Below are 15620 nucleotides of genomic sequence, written 5' to 3'. Positions count from 1 at the left end.
TGCGGGCCCGAAACGACAGGCCTGGCATATTGGTTTACAGGTCTTGTAATCAATGAGACCAGCCAGTTCAAACAGTACAGAGTGATAGCCGAATATGACATAGGACACAGGCTGCAAAATTGCCTTCCCCCCGAGTGCCCGCAGCATGATCCGGGCACGAAAAAAGGGCACCCCGAAGGGCGCCCTGATGGCGGCGCGGAGGAGCTGGCCGGGCTACTGCCGCGGCGTGCGGACCACGTCGCTGATCCACTGCCGGGTCTTCTCATCGACCGGACCGGCCACGCGGTTTTCCCGCGCTAAGCGGTCAGCCTTGACTTTCTGCAGCACCATCCTGCCGAGTCCGGCGAATACCGCCGCAGCAACCATCGGCAACAGGACGGACTTCGATTTCTCTGCCATCCCGCAATCCTAGTGAAGCCGGTTCGGCAACTCCAGAACCTGGACAGACAAGGTCAGGAGGACCCGCCGAACACCGTGCCCGCAGGCCTGGACTGGCCGAATACAAGCAGGGGCGCTGAGGCCGGTAGAATGGGATGGCAAGCTCGCGGAGCGCCCGTCCTCACTGTCAACCACAACAGTTTCCCCAACCCGGTACGGCGTGAGACGGCACCACTCCGCTGCGCCCTTACCCAAGCTCACGCACAGGAGTTACCGGATGCCCCGGATCGTTGTTGACGTCATGCCCAAACCCGAGATTCTGGACCCGCAGGGGAAGGCGATCGTCGGCGCTCTCCCCCGGCTGGGCTTCACCAGCTTCAGCTCTGTCCGCCAGGGCAAGCGTTTTGAACTGACGGTCGACGGCGAGGTGACCGAGGACATCCTGGCCCAGGCCCGCGACGCCGCAGAGACCCTCCTCTCCAACCCCGTGATCGAGGACGTCGTCAACGTCGAGGTCGTCGAGGCCTGAAATGACTGAACTTCCCCTGATCGGCGAAGCCGTTGCAGTCGCGGCCGAGACGCGCCTTGCCGGCGCCCGCATCGGCGTCGTCACCTTCCCCGGAACCCTCGACGACCGCGACGCCGCCCGCGCGGTCCGCCTCGCCGGCGGCACCGCCGTCGAACTTTGGCACGGCGACACCGAGCTCGGCGACGTGGACGCCGTCGTCATCCCCGGCGGGTTCTCCTACGGCGACTACCTGCGGGCCGGCGCCATCGCGCGTTTCGCTCCGCTGATGTCGAAGATCATCGACGCCGCCAACAGCGACGCAAGGCTTCCTGTCCTGGGTATCTGCAATGGCTTCCAGATCCTCACGGAATCGCACCTGCTGCCCGGTTCCATGATCAAGAACGACCACCTGAAGTTCCTGTGCCGCGACCAGGTGCTGCGCGTCGAAAACAGCAACACCGCGTGGACCCTGGATTACCAGGCGGGCCAGGAGATCACCATCCCGCTGAAGAACCAGGACGGCCAGTACATCGCCGACGAGAAGACCCTGGACGCCCTTGAGGCCGAGGGACGCGTGGTGTTCCGCTACGTGGGCTTCAACCCGAACGGCTCCCGCCGCGACATCGCCGGCATCTCCAACGCCGCCGGCAACGTGGTGGGCCTCATGCCGCACCCGGAGCACGCCACGGAACCGGGCTTCGGCCCCGAGTCGCTGGACGGCATCGGCGGCTCCGACACCGACGGGCTGGGCTTCTTCACCTCCGTTTTGACCAAGATTGTGGGAGGCGACAAGTGAGCATCGACACCACCAAGAAGTTCAATATCGACACCGTCGAGAACGCCGCGAAGACTCCGGACACGGAACTGCCCTGGGCCGAACTGGGCCTGAAGCAGAACGAGTTCGACGAGATCGTCAAGGTCCTGGGCCGCCGCCCCACCGGCGCCGAGCTGGCCATGTACTCCGTCATGTGGAGCGAGCACTGCTCCTACAAGTCCTCCAAGAACCACCTGCGCCAGTTCGGCGACAAGGTGACCCCGGAGATGAAGAAGGACATGCTGGTGGGCATCGGCGAAAACGCCGGCGTGACCAACCTGGGGGACGGCTGGGCCGTGACCTTCAAGATCGAATCGCACAACTCGCCGTCGTTCGTTGAGCCCTACCAGGGCGCAGCCACCGGAATCGGCGGCATTGTCCGCGACATCATCTCCATGGGTGCCCGCCCCGTAGCGGTCATGGACCCGCTGCGGTTCGGCGCCATCGACCACCCGGACACTGCACGTGTCATGCACGGTGCCGTTGCCGGCATCGGCGGCTACGGCAACTCCCTGGGCCTGCCCAACATCGGCGGCGAGATGGTCTTCGACTCCGTTTACCAGGGCAACCCGCTGGTGAACGCGCTGGCCGTGGGCGTGATGCGCCATGAGGACATCCGCCTGGCCAACGCCTCGGGCAAGGGCAACAAGGTTGTCCTGTTCGGTGCGCGTACCGGCGGCGACGGCATCGGCGGCGCCTCGGTGCTGGCGTCCGAGTCCTTCGACGACACCAAGCCCTCCAAGCGCCCCGCGGTCCAGGTGGGCGACCCCTTCGCCGAGAAGGTCCTGATCGAGTGCTGCCTGGAACTGTTCAAGGGCTCGCTGGTTGAGGGCATCCAGGACCTGGGCGCCGCGGGCATCTCCTGCGCCACGTCGGAGCTCGCCTCCAACGGCGACGGCGGCATGGCCGTCGAGCTGACCTCGGTGCTGCTGCGCGACCCAACGCTGACCCCGGGCGAAATCCTGATGTCCGAGTCGCAGGAACGCATGATGGCTGTGGTCACGCCGGAGAACGTGGAAGCGTTTGAGGCTGTCATGGACAAGTGGGCTGTGGAATACGCCTGGCTGGGCGAGGTGACCGACAGCGGCCGCCTCATCATCACCTGGGAAGGCGAGGTAATCGTCGACGTCGATCCCCGCACCGTCGCGCACGACGGCCCGGTCTACGACCGCCCGTTTGCCCGTCCCTCATGGCAGGACGACGTCCAGGCGGACGCCTTCACCGGTTCCGTGCAGGACGCCGGCCGCCCCTCCGCTCCGGCTGAGCTGGCCAAGGCCGTCACCGAGCTGGTGGCATCGCCGAACATGTGCTCCAAGTCCTGGATCACGGACCAGTACGACCGGTACGTGGGCGGCAACACCTCCATGGCGTTCCCGGATGACGCGGGCGTGGTGCGCGTGGACGAGGAAACCGGGCTGGGCGTGGCCCTGGCCACCGACGCCAACGGCCGCTACACCTACCTGGACCCCTACCACGGCGCGCAGCTGGCGCTGGCCGAGGCCTACCGGAACGTCGCCACCTCCGGCGCCGTTCCCATGGCCGTCAGCGACTGCCTGAACTTCGGCTCCCCCGAGGACCCGGATGTTATGTGGCAGCTGGCCGAGGCCATCCGCGGCCTGTCCGACGCCTGCATGGTGCTGGGCATCCCGGTCACGGGCGGCAACGTGTCCCTGTACAACCAGACGGGCACCACCCCCATCCACCCCTCCCCCGTGGTGGCGGTCCTGGGCAAGCTCGACGACGTCGCCCGCCGCACGCCGTCGGGCTGGCGTGAGGATGGCCAGGCCATCTACCTGCTGGGCACCACGGCCGCCGAGCTGGACGGTTCCGAATGGGCCAACATGCGCGGCCACCTGGGCGGCCTGCCGCCGAAGGTAGACCTCGACGCCGAACGCGCGCTGGGTGAGATCCTGATCAACGCGTCGCGTGACGGCATGATCGACTCGGCCCACGACCTGTCCGAGGGCGGCCTCGCCGCTGCCCTGGTGGAGTCCTCGCTGCGCTACGGCGTCGGCGCCAGGATTGCGCTGCAGGACGTCCTGGACCGGGACGGCGTGGACCTGTTCACGGCGCTGTTCTCCGAGTCCCAGGGCCGCGCTGTTGTGGGCGTGCCCCGCTCGGAGGAAGTCCGCTTCACCGACATGTGCACCGCCCGCGGTTTCGCCCACACCCGTATCGGTGTCGTGGACGCAGCCAGCGGCACACTGGACATCAACGGCGTGGAGAGCCTGTCCCTGGATGCCCTCCGCGAAGCCCACGAGGGGACGCTGCCGAAGTACTTCGGCTAATAGTCTCCATCGATTGCTCCGTACTTGTCGTTTTGACCTCTCAGAACGACAAGTGCGGAGCAATCGATTCTTAATCACTCCCCCGCCAGCCTGCTTGAATCAGCGCGCCGTGCGGATCTTGGCCACCGCGGGTTTCGCGTCGTTGGGCATGTGGCGCTTCGAGATCCGAACTTCGGTCCACCCCAGGGCAGAGTATCGTTCTGACCGACTGATGTCCCGGACCACCTGGAGTTCCTCCCCGTGGTGCTCACCTTCATATTCGATACCGATGCGGTACTTCCGGTAGGAGAGATCCGGTTCGTGGTGCCGTGTCCCGTCCTCCGCAATGATGGGAACGTTCAGTTCGGGTTCGGGCAGTCCGGCCCGCACCACAGCCAGCCGAAGCAGTGTTTCCTGGGGTGAGTCGGAGCCAACGCGGACCATCTTGATGGCCTCTTTGGCTTTGCGCAGCCCACGCTTTCCCTTGTGCCTGTCGATCATCCGTTGAAGATCGGCAATGGTGCACAGCGGCATGTCCCGGCCATCGAACTCCGGACGGGGCACACGCACACAGCTGTCCCCAGCCGCTACAAGTTCATCCACGGTCAGCAATTCAGCGAGATCCAGCCACGTACGTTCCGGCGTGGTGACAGGGATACCCTGATGGACCGTGGCTTCGTCGTCGTAGAGCTTCATTCGGTGCACGATTACGTGCGGCCGGTTGAGGTGTGCCGCACCTTCGGGACGGATGATGTGAAACATATCGTTTGGCTCCTTTCGCTGTCGACGCGGCAGCGAAAGGAGCTCCGCCGCCGTCAGGTGGGAGGCGGCGCACCGCTCATTCACTTCAATGAAAGGCCTCACCCTGGCATTCAAGGGGAGTTCCGCCGTCGTGCGTTCCATTCGGATACCCCTGCCATGGCGCTCCAACGAGCGGTGCCGCCAGCGCCGCGGAGACACTCCAGTGAACGACGCGTCAGCAATGGTGAAGGGGCGCCCCCGGAGCTCCTCCGGCAGCGGACGTGGGGTCTTCATCGGTCCATGACACCAGAATCAGCGAAAGACCGCGGAAGTTATCCACACCTCTTATCGAAAGCTCCGTACATGTCGTTTTCCCGGATCAGAACGGCAGCTACGGAGCAATCGATGGGTCAGTCCTCGCTGTGGATCTCCCGCTGCCGGGCGCTGAGCAGCTCGATCTCGGGCCTGCCCGCAACGAGACGTTCGACGGCGGCCAGCACCTCCACGAGGTGGGCGCGGTCTGCTGCCACCAGGCCGGCCCCCACCTGGGAGCGCCGGTACTGGTCGTGGTCCCCCACCTCGGCCACGGAGACATCAAAGCGGCGCTTGAGCTCGGCCAGCAGGGGCCTGATGACGGAGCGCTTCTCCTTCAGGCTCTGGACGTCGCCCAGGAGGATGTCGAATTCAATCCAGCCGATCCACATCAGATGGTCAGCTCCCCCATCCTGTCCCAGCCGTCGCCGTCGAGCTGGCGGCTGATGATCCGGGGTGTTTCGGCCAAGGCCTGGGGCATGTCCGCCATGGCCTGCTTGAAGTGGGCGCTGTTGACATGGTCGCCTGCGGCGTCGTCCTTGAAGGCCTCCACCAGGACGAACTCGTTTGGGTCTTCCACGCTGCGGGACCAGTCGAACCACAGGTTGCCGGGCTCCTCCCTGGTGGCCCGGGTGAAGTCAGCCACCAGGTCCATCCAGCGCTCCGACCACTCCGGCTTGACCTTGAATTTGACGACGATAAAAATCACGGGGATGTCCCTTCCGCGGCGAGGATGCGTGCCCCTTTAATGTACCGGGAGGTGACGTAGCGCTGGGCGGCCCGGGTTACCGGTCCGCCTGCAGAGTAGAACCAGTTGGCGGGCCGGCTGAAAGCCCGGATCCGAAGGAACACGTCCCCATTGCTGTCGATCTCCACTTCGAAGGATTCCTCGCCACGGGCCGGGTGCCCCGGCAGCGTCCCGTATCCGAACCCTGCCGATTGCGGCAAGCCGTCCGGGGAGGGCTGCCGCACCCAGACCACTTCACACGGCGCGTTGAGCCTGAAAGGCCCGACGCCGAACCCGCTCACCACCCGCGCTCCCGTGACCGCCTCAGGCGAATCGGCACGGACACGCAGCCCGGCCCGCCGCTGCAGTTCCCAGCCCAGGATGCCGCGGGCCACACGCCCGTAGACCGCAAGCCCATTGCCCAGGTGGACCTCCTTCAGCACCCGGGAGTAGTCCGCGGGTGCGTTGCCCTGTTCGGTACTTCCTATTCCGGGGTAGTCGAGGACCCCTTTCACGTGCCGCTTCCCGTCACGCATCCGGCGCTCCCAGTCGGGCCCATCCCAGCTGCGCCTGCTGCTTCCGGCTGAGGCCCGCCACCACCAGGTCGTAGGAGTCCTCCACCATGTCCCTGACCATGCTGTCCGGCAGCGCGCCGTCCAGCCGGACACCGTTCCAGTGCGTTTTGTTCATATGCCAGGCACCCGTGATTTCGGGGTTGGCCGCACGGAGCTGCACCGCAAGGGACGGTTCACACTTGAGGTTGACGTAGAAGTCCTGAGGGTCCATCGAGGACAGGGCAAAGAGCTTGGCCTCCTGCCGGGCACCGGCGGCGGTGTGGGCCCGGACCTTGAACACCGCCGTCTCCGGGCCGAAAGGATAATCCTCATAGCTGCCGGGGAATGACAGGCAGATTTTCCTCAATGCTTCGGGGTCCATCACGCCAGCCTATAAAGCGGGCCACTGCGGTGCTAGTCTGCGAGGATGTCACACGATCAGGGCACCATTCCTGTTCTGGACCTGAGCACCGCACGGCAGCCCTACGGGTCTTTCAGTCCGGAATTCATCGAGCAACTGCGCTATGCCACCCATAACGTCGGCTTCTTCCAGATCACGGGTTACGGGGCCTCCCCCGGCCAGGCTGAACACCTCCTGGATGTCATCAGGCGCTTCTTCGACCTCCCCCTCGAGGAACGGATGAAGCTGGACAACCGGCTCTCACCCCATTTCCGGGGATACACCCGGATGGGCACCGAGGTGACGCAGGGCAGGGCAGACGCGCGTGAGCAGATCGATTACTCGCCGGAACGGGAGCCCGTCAGCAGCTATTCGGCGGACGAGCCCTACTGGTTGCTTCAGGGGCCGAACCTCTGGCCGGACGAGTCCTTCCCCGAGCTCAAGCCGGCGGCGATGGCGTGGGCCGATTTGATGTCCGCGGTGGGAATGGAGCTCCTGCGGGCCATTGCGGTGTCCCTCCAACTGCCCGAGGACTACTTCGACGAACCGTTCCGCGACTCTCCTGCCTGGATGGGCAAGCTGGTGCACTACGTTGGCGGCGTGGTGGAGGCAGCCGGAGACCAGGGCGTGGGCTCGCACGCGGACTACGGGTTCGTGACGCTCCTTCTGCAGGACGGCGTGGGCGGTCTGGAGGTGCAGCCCCCGGGGGCCACCGGCTGGCTGCCCGTGGAGCCGATCCCGGGCGCCCTGGTGGTGAACCTGGGCGAGATGCTGGAAGTGGCAACCGAGGGATACCTCGCCGCCACCATCCACCGCGTGCAGGCACCGCCGCCGGGCGTGGACCGGTACTCCGTCCCGTTCTTTTGGTCCCCCCGGCTGGACGCCGTGATCAAGCCGGTACCCCTGCCGCCCGAACTGAAGGCAGCGGCGAGGGGCATCACGGATGACCCCGCGAACCCGCTGCTGGCCTCGTTCGGGCTCAACATGCTGAAGGGCCGGATGCGCGCCCACCCCGATGTCACCGAACGGCACTATCCCCACCTGATGACACGCTGAGGAGCCCGGCCGGGGCGGACGGCAGGATCAGTTGTTGAATATCCAGGCCTGCTGGGCGGGACAGGCATCCATCACCACGTCCAGGCCGGCAGCCTTCGCCCGCGCCGCCGCATCCTCGTCGATCACTCCCAGCTGGAGCCAGACCGCCTTGGCGCCCACGGCAATGGCCTCATCCACCACCGCTCCCACCCTGTGGGAGTTTACGAAGCAGTCCACGACGTCGATGGGGTGCTTTTCACGCGGGATGTCACCCAGGGTGCGGTACCCCTGTTGGCCGTGCACCGGATCACCGGGCAGGTTGACGGGGATGATCTCCATGCCCAGCCGGTCCCTGATGAACAGCGACGTGTCATAGGCGGCGCGCCATTCGTTGGTGGTGAGGCCCACGATGGCCCACCGGCCTTTGGTGCGCATAAGGCGTTCAATGACAGCAGGATCGTTGGTATGGCCCATGCGCTTAGCCTACCGGGCGGACTTTGCGTCCCGGCCATGCCCCGGCGCCCAGTCTGGGCTACCGGCTGAACTTCCGCAGCCACCTGTTCCCCGGCAAAGGCTCAGCCACTGCCCCGATGGCATCTTCAGCCTGCAGGACAACGTCCTCCAGCGGCTCCACAACAATGCTCACGGGCGGCAGGACGGCCTCATCAGCAGGTTCTTTCTCCAGGCCGGATGCAGGGCCGCCGCCGCCCGGCTGCCGCTGCCCGCCTTCTCCTGGGGTGGCAGTCCCGGCGGCAGGGTTGCGCCGTCCGGGTTCCTGCCCGCCGGCAAGGGCACGTGGAGCTTTTCCTGCCTCACCGGAGGCCACGGCCGACGGGCGGGGTTCCGCTGCCTGCTGCGGCCCGGGTGCGGGGTCCTGCTGCAGATGATGGCTGTCAGCAGGACCGGGTCCTGCTGACACCGGTTCCGCGGCAGGCTGCCCTGCGCCGGGACCGTCCACGCCATCCGGGTCATCCGGCTGCACCAGTCCGGCGGCGGCCTGTCCTTGGATGGTCCAGGACGGTGACCAGTTTTCCAGCAGCTGCTGAACAGAGTGGCTGCCTCCGTCGGGAGCGGGTGAACTGGCAGCGACTCCTCCTATCCCGGTGCCCATGCCGGCAAGCAGGGCAAGGCCCAGGACAGTTGGCCGGTGCCGGCGCAACCGCCGCCGCAGCGCCAGCTCATCGCCGGCAGCATCCTGGACATCCTTCAGCACGTTTAAGCCCGCTGCCGCAGGTTCCACGGCTTCCGTCGCGGAACCCGCCATCAACCGGGCAAGCGGGCCGGAGGGAGCGGGCACGGGAAGGGACGCCAAAGATCCGAGTGAAAGGAGGATGCTACGGAGATCGGAATCGCCGGCCTGGCCAGCGTCACTGAGCATGTCATCCACCAGGTGGTGCAGGCTGTCCGGGGAGCGCGTCATGGTGTGAGGTACTCCTTCACGCCGGACAGCTCCCGCAGCTTGAGGAGCGCGCGCCGCTGAAGCTGCTTCACGGCCCCCGCCGTTTTGCCCATGGCCTCGGCCGCCTGCTCAACGGTGAGCCCGGCCACCAGGCGAAGCGACAGCACTTCCCGCTGGTCACCGGGAAGTCCGTCCAGCAGCCGGAGGACCTCCTGCGGGGAGATGCGCTCCAGCGCCACGTCTTCGGCCGATGAGTCTTCCCGCCGGTCCAGTTCGGGCTCGAACGGCAGTTTTGCGGGGGTGCGGTTCTGCCGGCGGTGGTCATCGACCATGCGGGCGTGGGCTACAGAGAAAATAAATGTGCGAAGTCCTGCGGCACCACCGTGCATAGTGGCAAGCCGGGGCAGGACGGAGAGGAACACCTCCTGCATTGCCGCCTCCGGATCCTCGACTCCCCGGGCTGTGAGATAGCCCAGAACCTGTGATGCATACGTCCGGTAGACGAGGCTGAACACGTCAGCCTGGCGGGATTCATCCCGCAAAGCCTCGTCGGTCAGTGCATCGGTCACGGACGTAGTGCTTCCAGTCAAAGAGGGGTTTGTTTGCCCGGGAAGGCCTTCCACAGGGGTGGAACGGCTTTTCCCCGCATTACTTTACCCCTCGGTAACCACTGCGCCGGGACCGCCACGGGCGTCACCGGTTCCGGCATGAGGCAGCTGCCCCTGCCACCGGATCAATGAAAGAGCCGGTCTGGAACGTGATGGGGGACAAGTTCCAGACCGGCGCTACATAGGGGTAATCGCTGACGACGGCGAAAGGGTTACGCGTTCCTGAAAAAACTTTCCAAAACTTTTTGGAGGAGGTTCAGCGGGCCGCGGCCGGGATCCAGCGCGGTGCACTCCCCTGCCGGCGCGGTTCCTTGGCGATCGTAAAAGCGTGCACCCTGGCGGGGACGCGCTGGTCATCGCAGTCAGCCTGGGGCCTCATTGGAGCAACAGCGGGAGCCGCGGCGGAGCTCCTGGTTACTGCCCCGGCAGGGCAGAGATCGGTGACCAGACCGGTACCTGCGCATTCACGGACGGCGGCGATCCCGGCGGCGAGTGCGGACTTGTCCTCAAAAGGCCCGGACACCGCCATCACCGTGCCATCGGGGGCCAGAAGCCGGAACCTGAAAAACGAATCTGAGTCGACAAAAGCTTCGAACTTTCCGGCCATAAGAAATCCTTCCGGTCTGCGGGATCCTGCCCGGCGACATCCTTGTCGCCAGCTGGTCTGTGCGCGGTGCTGCGCATGTTCCCGCGGGTTTGGTCGAACGAATTGGTGATTGCATCACGTGGTGTTGATAAGTCTGTCGTCCAATGACGCAGCCTCACAAGACCAGCCGGGTTAACCCTATGTAAATTGCCATACTTTTGGGAAGACAAACGGCGGGCCACCCACTCGGGTGACCCGCCGTCGTCGTCCCCACCCACTCCCTAGCCTCGCAAGCTCGGCCAGGGAACCCTGCGGGCGTGGGCCCACACGTCAGTCGTTGATAAGGTCGTTCACCACGATGGTCTGGTCACGGTCCGGGCCCACGCCGATGGCGGAGAACCGCGTGCCGGACAGCTTTTCCAGGGCCAGCACGTAGTTGCGGGCGTTCTCGGGCAGGTCAGCAAGGGTGCGGGCACCCGTGATGTCCTCGGTCCAGCCTTCGAAGTATTCGAAGATGGGCTTGGCGTGGTGGAACTCGGTCTGCGTCATGGGCATCTCGTCATGGCGCACGCCGTCCACGTCGTAGGCCACGCACACGGGGATCTGCTCGATGCCGGTGAGGACGTCCAGCTTGGTGACGAAGTAGTCCGTGAAGCCGTTGACCCTGGATGCATGGCGGGCCAGGACGGCGTCGTACCAGCCGCAGCGGCGCGGGCGCCCGGTGTTGACGCCGAATTCCCCGCCGGTCTTCTGCAGGTACATGCCCATCTCGTCGAAAAGCTCGGTGGGGAACGGACCGGCGCCCACGCGTGTGGTGTACGCCTTGATGATGCCGATGGAGCGGGAAATGCGGGTTGGGCCGATGCCGGAACCCACCGAGGCGCCGCCGGCAGTGGGGTTGGAGGAGGTGACGAACGGGTAGGTTCCGTGGTCCACGTCCAGGAATGTTGCCTGGCCGCCTTCCATCAGGACCACCTTGCCCTCATCGAGCGCCGTGTTCAGGACCAGGGTGCTGTCGATGACCAGCGGACGGAGCCGCTCGGCGAAGGAGAGGAAGTACTCCACGATTTCCTCCACCAGGACGCTGCGGCGGTTGTAGACCTTCACCAGCAGTTCGTTCTTCTGGCGCAGGGAGCCCTCCACCTTCTGCCGGAGGATGGACTCGTCAAAGACGTCCTGCACGCGGATGCCCAGCCGGGCCACTTTATCCATGTAGGCCGGGCCGATGCCGCGTCCGGTGGTTCCGATGGCGCGGCTTCCCAGGAACCGCTCGGTCACCTTGTCCAGGACCTGGTGGTACGGGGCCACGAGGTGGGCGTTGGCGGAAACCCGGAGCTTGGAGGTGTCTGCGCCGCGAGCCTGCAGCCCTTCGATTTCCTGGAAGAGTGCTTCGAGGTTCACCACGCAGCCGTTGCCGATAATGGGAACCGCGTTGGGGCTGAGAATGCCTGCCGGCAGCAGCTTGAGTTCGTACTTTTCACCGCCTACGACGACGGTGTGCCCGGCGTTGTTGCCGCCGTTGGGCTTGACGACGTAGTCCACGCGGCCGCCCAGAAGGTCAGTGGCCTTGCCTTTTCCTTCGTCGCCCCACTGGGCTCCTACGATCACAATTGCTGGCATGGGATCCTCCCCCATTCGTTCGGGCTGCCCGGGTCCGGCCATGGAGGTGGCTTGCCCGGTGCGGCGCCGTTCATGAGAATGCCCCGAATGGACCGGCCGTCGCTGGTCCGCGGGACGGGGCAGCGATGCAAGAGTTCCGGGGCTCTTACCACCCAAGTTTAGCCGATGAGCGACTTTGTCCACTCGTTGGGCCGCCGCGGTCCTTCTTGCAGGGTAAAGGACTCCTGCAGGCAAGGACCGCGGCGGGTGGGCGTTATGGCTACTCGCCGTCGGCTTCCTCGCCCGGCCGGGACGTCTGGGTGGCAAGGCTGTCCCAGAAGGAGGTGTCGGCGTCGGCGATGGAGCCGTCCGCAATTGCTGCCGCGGTTGCAGTCAGCGTGGTCACGGTCTGCTGGATCAGGTAACCGTTGCTGCGCAGGCCCAGGGCGACGCCGTCCGCGTAGTGGTCGGACATGCCACGCATTTCGAAGAGCAAGGTTGCGATGCCGTACTCAACGGCAATCCCATTGCGGCTGATGGTTTCGGCGCTGCCGCCCACATACTTGCCCAGGTGGCCCCAGCCGGTGGAGTCGACGTTGTTGAACACCACGGCGCCCAGCTGCTTGGACTTTTCCACCACGGCAGGATCGGCGTTGGGTGTGGTTGGGTAAAGGATGGACCCCGAGACCAGCTTTCCGTCGCGTTCGCTGCGTGTGCCCTGGTGGTGCAGGTCGATCATGTAGTCGATCTTGTGCTGGCGCATCACATTGTTGTGCAGCGCCTGCGTTTCCGGCTGGATCTTGTCCACGTGGTCGCGGTTGAGGTCCACTTCCTCGGCGTTGTAGCGGGTCATGTTGCGGTCACCCTTGGCCAGGTAGTCATCCAGCGGGAAGTTCACGTCCCCCATGGCGCCGTCGGCGTTCAGCATGGGAACGATCAGGATGTTCACGCCGTCCAGGATGTCCTCCGACTTGCCCGTCCCGAGGTGCTTGACGAATTCCAGGGCGCCTTCGGTGGTGAGCTGCTCATTGCCGTGCTGCTGCGTGAGGTACAGGATGGTGGGTTTCGCCGGGTCCGAAATGTACTTGACCAGGTGGATGTCGCGTCCCTTGACGGTCTGCCCGATGACCTCAAGCTCCATGGCGGACTGGCGGGCATCCTGGTCCTTCAGGAAGGAAACCATCTGGTCATAGCTGGCCAGCTTCGAGGTGGTGATTTGGCCGTTACCGTCGTAGTTCGGACCTTCACCCACTGAATGGGCGAGCGGTGCCGGTCCTGCCACAACGGCAAGAGCAAGGGCTCCGGCGGCCAGGGTCCTGAAAGTTGCCACGGTTTTTCTCACGGTGCGTTACCTCTTTCGAGTGCATTAGGTGCGTCCAGCCCGCTATGTCCCCCATTGCCGGCTGTGACATCAGCCAACCAAGCTGGACAGAACCTGTCAATGGACATGACTGGTGTCCGCACCCAGTTATTACGAATCGAAAGCTGTTAACGCGGCGCGACATATGGCGAAGCGAATTTGCCCCCGCCCGCGATGGTGGATTTAAGTGACAGTGAACCATCCGGAGCGGCCAAGAGACCTGGCTCAATGACGCCGCAGCAACCCGTCAGGGCAGGACACGTCCTGCCTGCAGAAGGTGCTACTGCCAGGACCGATGGAAAGGAAAATCCAGCATGTCCCTGAACACCGACCACATCCGCGTTACCCACGCAGGTTCGTTGCCGCGCACGCCCGAGCTCATCGCCGCCAACGCGGCGCGCGAGGAAAACCCGGCCGACGTGGAGGGATACAACGAACTCCTCACCGCTTCCGTTGTGGACCTGGTCCAGCGTCAGCAAAGCCTGGGCATCGATATCCCGAACGACGGCGAGTACGGCCACGCGATGTCCGCCGCTGTGGACTACGGCGCATGGTGGTCCTACTCATTTGCCCGGATGGGCGGCCTGGAACTGGACAATGACGCCACATGGGCCGTTGAGCCGAAGGAATCCGCCCCCGGCAACGTCCAGCTGACGGGATTCATCCACCGCCGCGACCGCGTCCTTTTTGCCGAGGCCTACAACGATCCCACCAGCGGCATCTTCACTGGCGGCGCCAAGCCGTTCCCGAAGGTCACGGGACCGCTGGTGTACACGGGCCAGGACGCGGTGGCCTCGGACGCTGCCAACCTCAAGGCAGGCCTTGCCGCAACCGGATTAAAAGAAGGATTCGTGGCAGCGCTCTCCCCCGGCAGCGCATCACGGATCACCAACGAGTACTACGCCACGGAGGAGGAGTATATCTACGCCTGCGCGGACGTACTCCGCGAGGAGTACAAGGCCATCGTGGACGCCGGCCTCATTTTGCAGATCGATGATCCCTCCATTGCTGAGAACTGGGACCAGATCAGTCCGGAACCCACCGTTGAGGACTACCTCAAGTTCACGCAGATCCGGGTGGAAGCGCTGAACTACGCCCTCCGCGGCCTTCCCGAGGAGCAGGTGCGCTTCCACCTCTGCTGGGGCTCCTGGCACGGCCCCCACACCACCGACCTCCCGTTCGCGGACCTCGTGGACACAATGCTGCAGATCAACGCCGGCGGGTACTCCTTTGAGGCCGCCAACGTTCGCCACGAACACGAGTGGCGGGTGTGGGAGGACACCAAGCTCCCCGAGGGCAAGGTCATCATCCCCGGCATCGTCTCGCACGCCACCAACGTGGTGGAGCACCCGGACCTCGTGGCAGACCGCATTGTCCGTTTCGCCGAGGTAGTGGGCCGCCAGAACGTCATTGCCTCCACGGACTGCGGCCTGGGCGGGCGCGTCCACCCCCAGATCGCCGTCGCCAAGCTTGAAGCACTGGGAGAAGGCGCCCGCCGGGCAACCAAGCGGCTCTGGTAACAGCCGCCCCTTCTCCGCCAGCCAGGACCGCCGGTTCCCTGCTCCACAGTATTGGATGCAGGGGACCGGCGTTTCGTTTCTCCGGGCTTGCTAAACTGGAACAGGCCGACCCGGAATCGGTCCACCCCATCTCAACCGCCGCTCATATGTGGCGCCTTCGTGCGCCCATATCCGCCGGCGGCAGCACCGCCAATCCCCGCAGGAGATCCAGCACTACATGACAGCCCTGGCCCCCGAATCTTTCCATGAGCAGCTCCTGAGCCGCCGCTACGAACCCAATGTTGCCGCCGTCAATGAACTGTGCGATTCCCTGCAGGAGACCCGGCCCGGCACGGTAGTGCCCTACGTCGACCCCATGCATGACGTGGACGAATGCCGCATTATCAGCCTGTTCTCGAACATCGGCGCGGCCGACGAGTCCGGCTTCATCACCCCGGGAGACCAGGACGCCGCTACCCGCATGCTCGGCATCCAGTGGAAGCTGGGCCTTCGCCCCGAGTTCGTCATGCCCTGGAACGTGCACCCCTGGCACGTCCCGGGCGAGGTCAACGGGAAGTTCACCCCGGACCAGATCCAGGCCGGCCTGAAGCCGCTGCTGAAGTTCCTGGCACTGGTCCCGCGCGCCTCGGTGATCGTGGCCCACGGCACCGAAGCCAACCGCCTGGCCAACCTGCTGCTGAAGACCGAGGTGCCGCTGCTCTGGCGCCGCGGCCTGAAGACCTACAAGGTGCGGTCCCTGAGCGGACGCGCTTTCGCCGGTTCCCCCGCCCGCCAGGAGGAGTACCTCGAGGACATGCGCGTGGCCTACGCCG

General features: G+C 65.2%; 18 protein-coding genes and 1 riboswitch. Of the genes, 6 read left to right on the top strand and 12 right to left on the bottom strand.

The window, feature by feature from the left end; all coding sequences use genetic code 11:
• Positions 1 to 213 precede the first annotated feature (213 nt).
• Positions 214 to 399, bottom strand: coding sequence for a hypothetical protein (locus DXK94_RS19300; protein ID WP_079598154.1), 186 nt, complete (start codon positions 397 to 399; stop codon positions 214 to 216).
• 256 nt (positions 400 to 655) lie between these two features.
• On the opposite strand from DXK94_RS19300, the gene purS reads away from it, so the two are divergent.
• From purS to purL, 3 genes are read left to right on the top strand one after another with little or no spacing between them, the layout of a single operon-like run.
• Positions 656 to 907 carry a phosphoribosylformylglycinamidine synthase subunit PurS gene (purS, locus tag DXK94_RS19295; RefSeq protein WP_003798434.1) on the top strand — a complete coding sequence of 84 codons (252 nt, stop codon included), beginning with the start codon at positions 656 to 658 and terminating at the stop codon, positions 905 to 907.
• Position 908: 1 nt separating this feature from the next.
• Entirely contained in the window at positions 909 to 1682 is a 774-nt protein-coding gene (purQ, locus tag DXK94_RS19290) for a phosphoribosylformylglycinamidine synthase subunit PurQ (RefSeq protein ID WP_115526150.1), read from the top strand.
• Positions 1679 to 3988: a phosphoribosylformylglycinamidine synthase subunit PurL gene (purL, locus tag DXK94_RS19285; protein WP_079598156.1), complete on the top strand. Its 2310-nt coding sequence runs from the start codon at positions 1679 to 1681 to the stop codon at positions 3986 to 3988. The genes purQ and purL overlap by 4 nt, the downstream gene beginning before the upstream one ends.
• A 99-nt stretch (positions 3989 to 4087) precedes the next feature.
• Here purL and DXK94_RS19280 read toward each other — a convergent pair whose 3' ends face one another.
• The 5 genes from DXK94_RS19280 to DXK94_RS19260 form a co-directional block, all read right to left on the bottom strand.
• Positions 4088 to 4729 (bottom strand): hypothetical protein, encoded by a 642-nt coding sequence (locus DXK94_RS19280; RefSeq protein ID WP_258868622.1) that lies wholly within the window; start codon positions 4727 to 4729, stop codon positions 4088 to 4090.
• Between the two features lie 389 nt (positions 4730 to 5118).
• On the bottom strand, positions 5119 to 5412 hold the full coding sequence (locus tag DXK94_RS19275; RefSeq protein WP_115526149.1) for a DUF503 domain-containing protein: 294 nt from the start codon (positions 5410 to 5412) through the stop codon (positions 5119 to 5121).
• The gene (locus DXK94_RS19270; RefSeq protein WP_115526148.1) at positions 5412 to 5729 is read right to left on the bottom strand and encodes a putative quinol monooxygenase; all 318 of its coding nucleotides are present in this window, start codon (positions 5727 to 5729) and stop codon (positions 5412 to 5414) included. Before DXK94_RS19270 ends, DXK94_RS19275 begins: the two co-directional genes overlap by 1 nt.
• The gene (locus DXK94_RS19265) at positions 5726 to 6283 is read right to left on the bottom strand and encodes a DUF1990 family protein (protein ID WP_115526147.1); all 558 of its coding nucleotides are present in this window, start codon (positions 6281 to 6283) and stop codon (positions 5726 to 5728) included. Before DXK94_RS19265 ends, DXK94_RS19270 begins: the two co-directional genes overlap by 4 nt.
• Positions 6276 to 6683 (bottom strand): MmcQ/YjbR family DNA-binding protein, encoded by a 408-nt coding sequence (locus tag DXK94_RS19260; RefSeq protein ID WP_115526146.1) that lies wholly within the window; start codon positions 6681 to 6683, stop codon positions 6276 to 6278. The genes DXK94_RS19265 and DXK94_RS19260 overlap by 8 nt, the downstream gene beginning before the upstream one ends.
• A 45-nt stretch (positions 6684 to 6728) precedes the next feature.
• On the opposite strand from DXK94_RS19260, the gene DXK94_RS19255 reads away from it, so the two are divergent.
• Positions 6729 to 7757: an isopenicillin N synthase family oxygenase gene (locus tag DXK94_RS19255; RefSeq protein WP_079598162.1), complete on the top strand. Its 1029-nt coding sequence runs from the start codon at positions 6729 to 6731 to the stop codon at positions 7755 to 7757.
• Between the two features lie 27 nt (positions 7758 to 7784).
• Here DXK94_RS19255 and DXK94_RS19250 read toward each other — a convergent pair whose 3' ends face one another.
• The 6 genes from DXK94_RS19250 to DXK94_RS19225 all read right to left on the bottom strand — a co-directional run bounded on the left by DXK94_RS19250 (position 7785) and on the right by DXK94_RS19225 (position 13258).
• Entirely contained in the window at positions 7785 to 8210 is a 426-nt protein-coding gene (locus tag DXK94_RS19250) for a CoA-binding protein (RefSeq protein ID WP_115526145.1), read from the bottom strand.
• A 58-nt stretch (positions 8211 to 8268) separates the two neighbouring features.
• Entirely contained in the window at positions 8269 to 9156 is an 888-nt protein-coding gene (locus tag DXK94_RS19245) for a hypothetical protein (RefSeq protein ID WP_115526144.1), read from the bottom strand.
• Positions 9153 to 9704 carry an RNA polymerase sigma factor gene (locus DXK94_RS19240; RefSeq protein ID WP_115526143.1) on the bottom strand — a complete coding sequence of 184 codons (552 nt, stop codon included), beginning with the start codon at positions 9702 to 9704 and terminating at the stop codon, positions 9153 to 9155. The genes DXK94_RS19245 and DXK94_RS19240 overlap by 4 nt, the downstream gene beginning before the upstream one ends.
• 295 nt (positions 9705 to 9999) lie before the next feature.
• Positions 10000 to 10350 (bottom strand): YegP family protein, encoded by a 351-nt coding sequence (locus DXK94_RS19235; RefSeq protein ID WP_079598166.1) that lies wholly within the window; start codon positions 10348 to 10350, stop codon positions 10000 to 10002.
• A 309-nt stretch (positions 10351 to 10659) separates the two neighbouring features.
• Positions 10660 to 11949 carry an adenylosuccinate synthase gene (locus DXK94_RS19230; RefSeq protein WP_079598167.1) on the bottom strand — a complete coding sequence of 430 codons (1290 nt, stop codon included), beginning with the start codon at positions 11947 to 11949 and terminating at the stop codon, positions 10660 to 10662.
• Between the two features lie 259 nt (positions 11950 to 12208).
• On the bottom strand, positions 12209 to 13258 hold the full coding sequence (locus tag DXK94_RS19225) for a M14 family zinc carboxypeptidase (RefSeq protein WP_258868620.1): 1050 nt from the start codon (positions 13256 to 13258) through the stop codon (positions 12209 to 12211).
• 225 nt (positions 13259 to 13483) lie between these two features.
• Positions 13484 to 13590, top strand: a riboswitch (SAM riboswitch).
• Between the two features lie 12 nt (positions 13591 to 13602).
• On the opposite strand from DXK94_RS19225, the gene DXK94_RS19220 reads away from it, so the two are divergent.
• Positions 13603 to 14808: a cobalamin-independent methionine synthase II family protein gene (locus DXK94_RS19220; RefSeq protein WP_115526141.1), complete on the top strand. Its 1206-nt coding sequence runs from the start codon at positions 13603 to 13605 to the stop codon at positions 14806 to 14808.
• Positions 14809 to 15025: 217 nt separating this feature from the next.
• The coding region (locus DXK94_RS21565; RefSeq protein WP_220272991.1) for a uracil-DNA glycosylase at positions 15026 to 15620 on the top strand (595 nt) is incomplete at its 3' end.

The sequence above is a fragment of the Arthrobacter sp. RT-1 genome, assembly GCF_003367205.1.
In the GTDB taxonomy this organism is placed as follows: Bacteria; Actinomycetota; Actinomycetes; order Actinomycetales; family Micrococcaceae; genus Arthrobacter.
The sequence above is the reverse complement of the archived record's forward strand: the minus strand, read 5'-3'. Positions and strand labels throughout refer to the sequence as shown.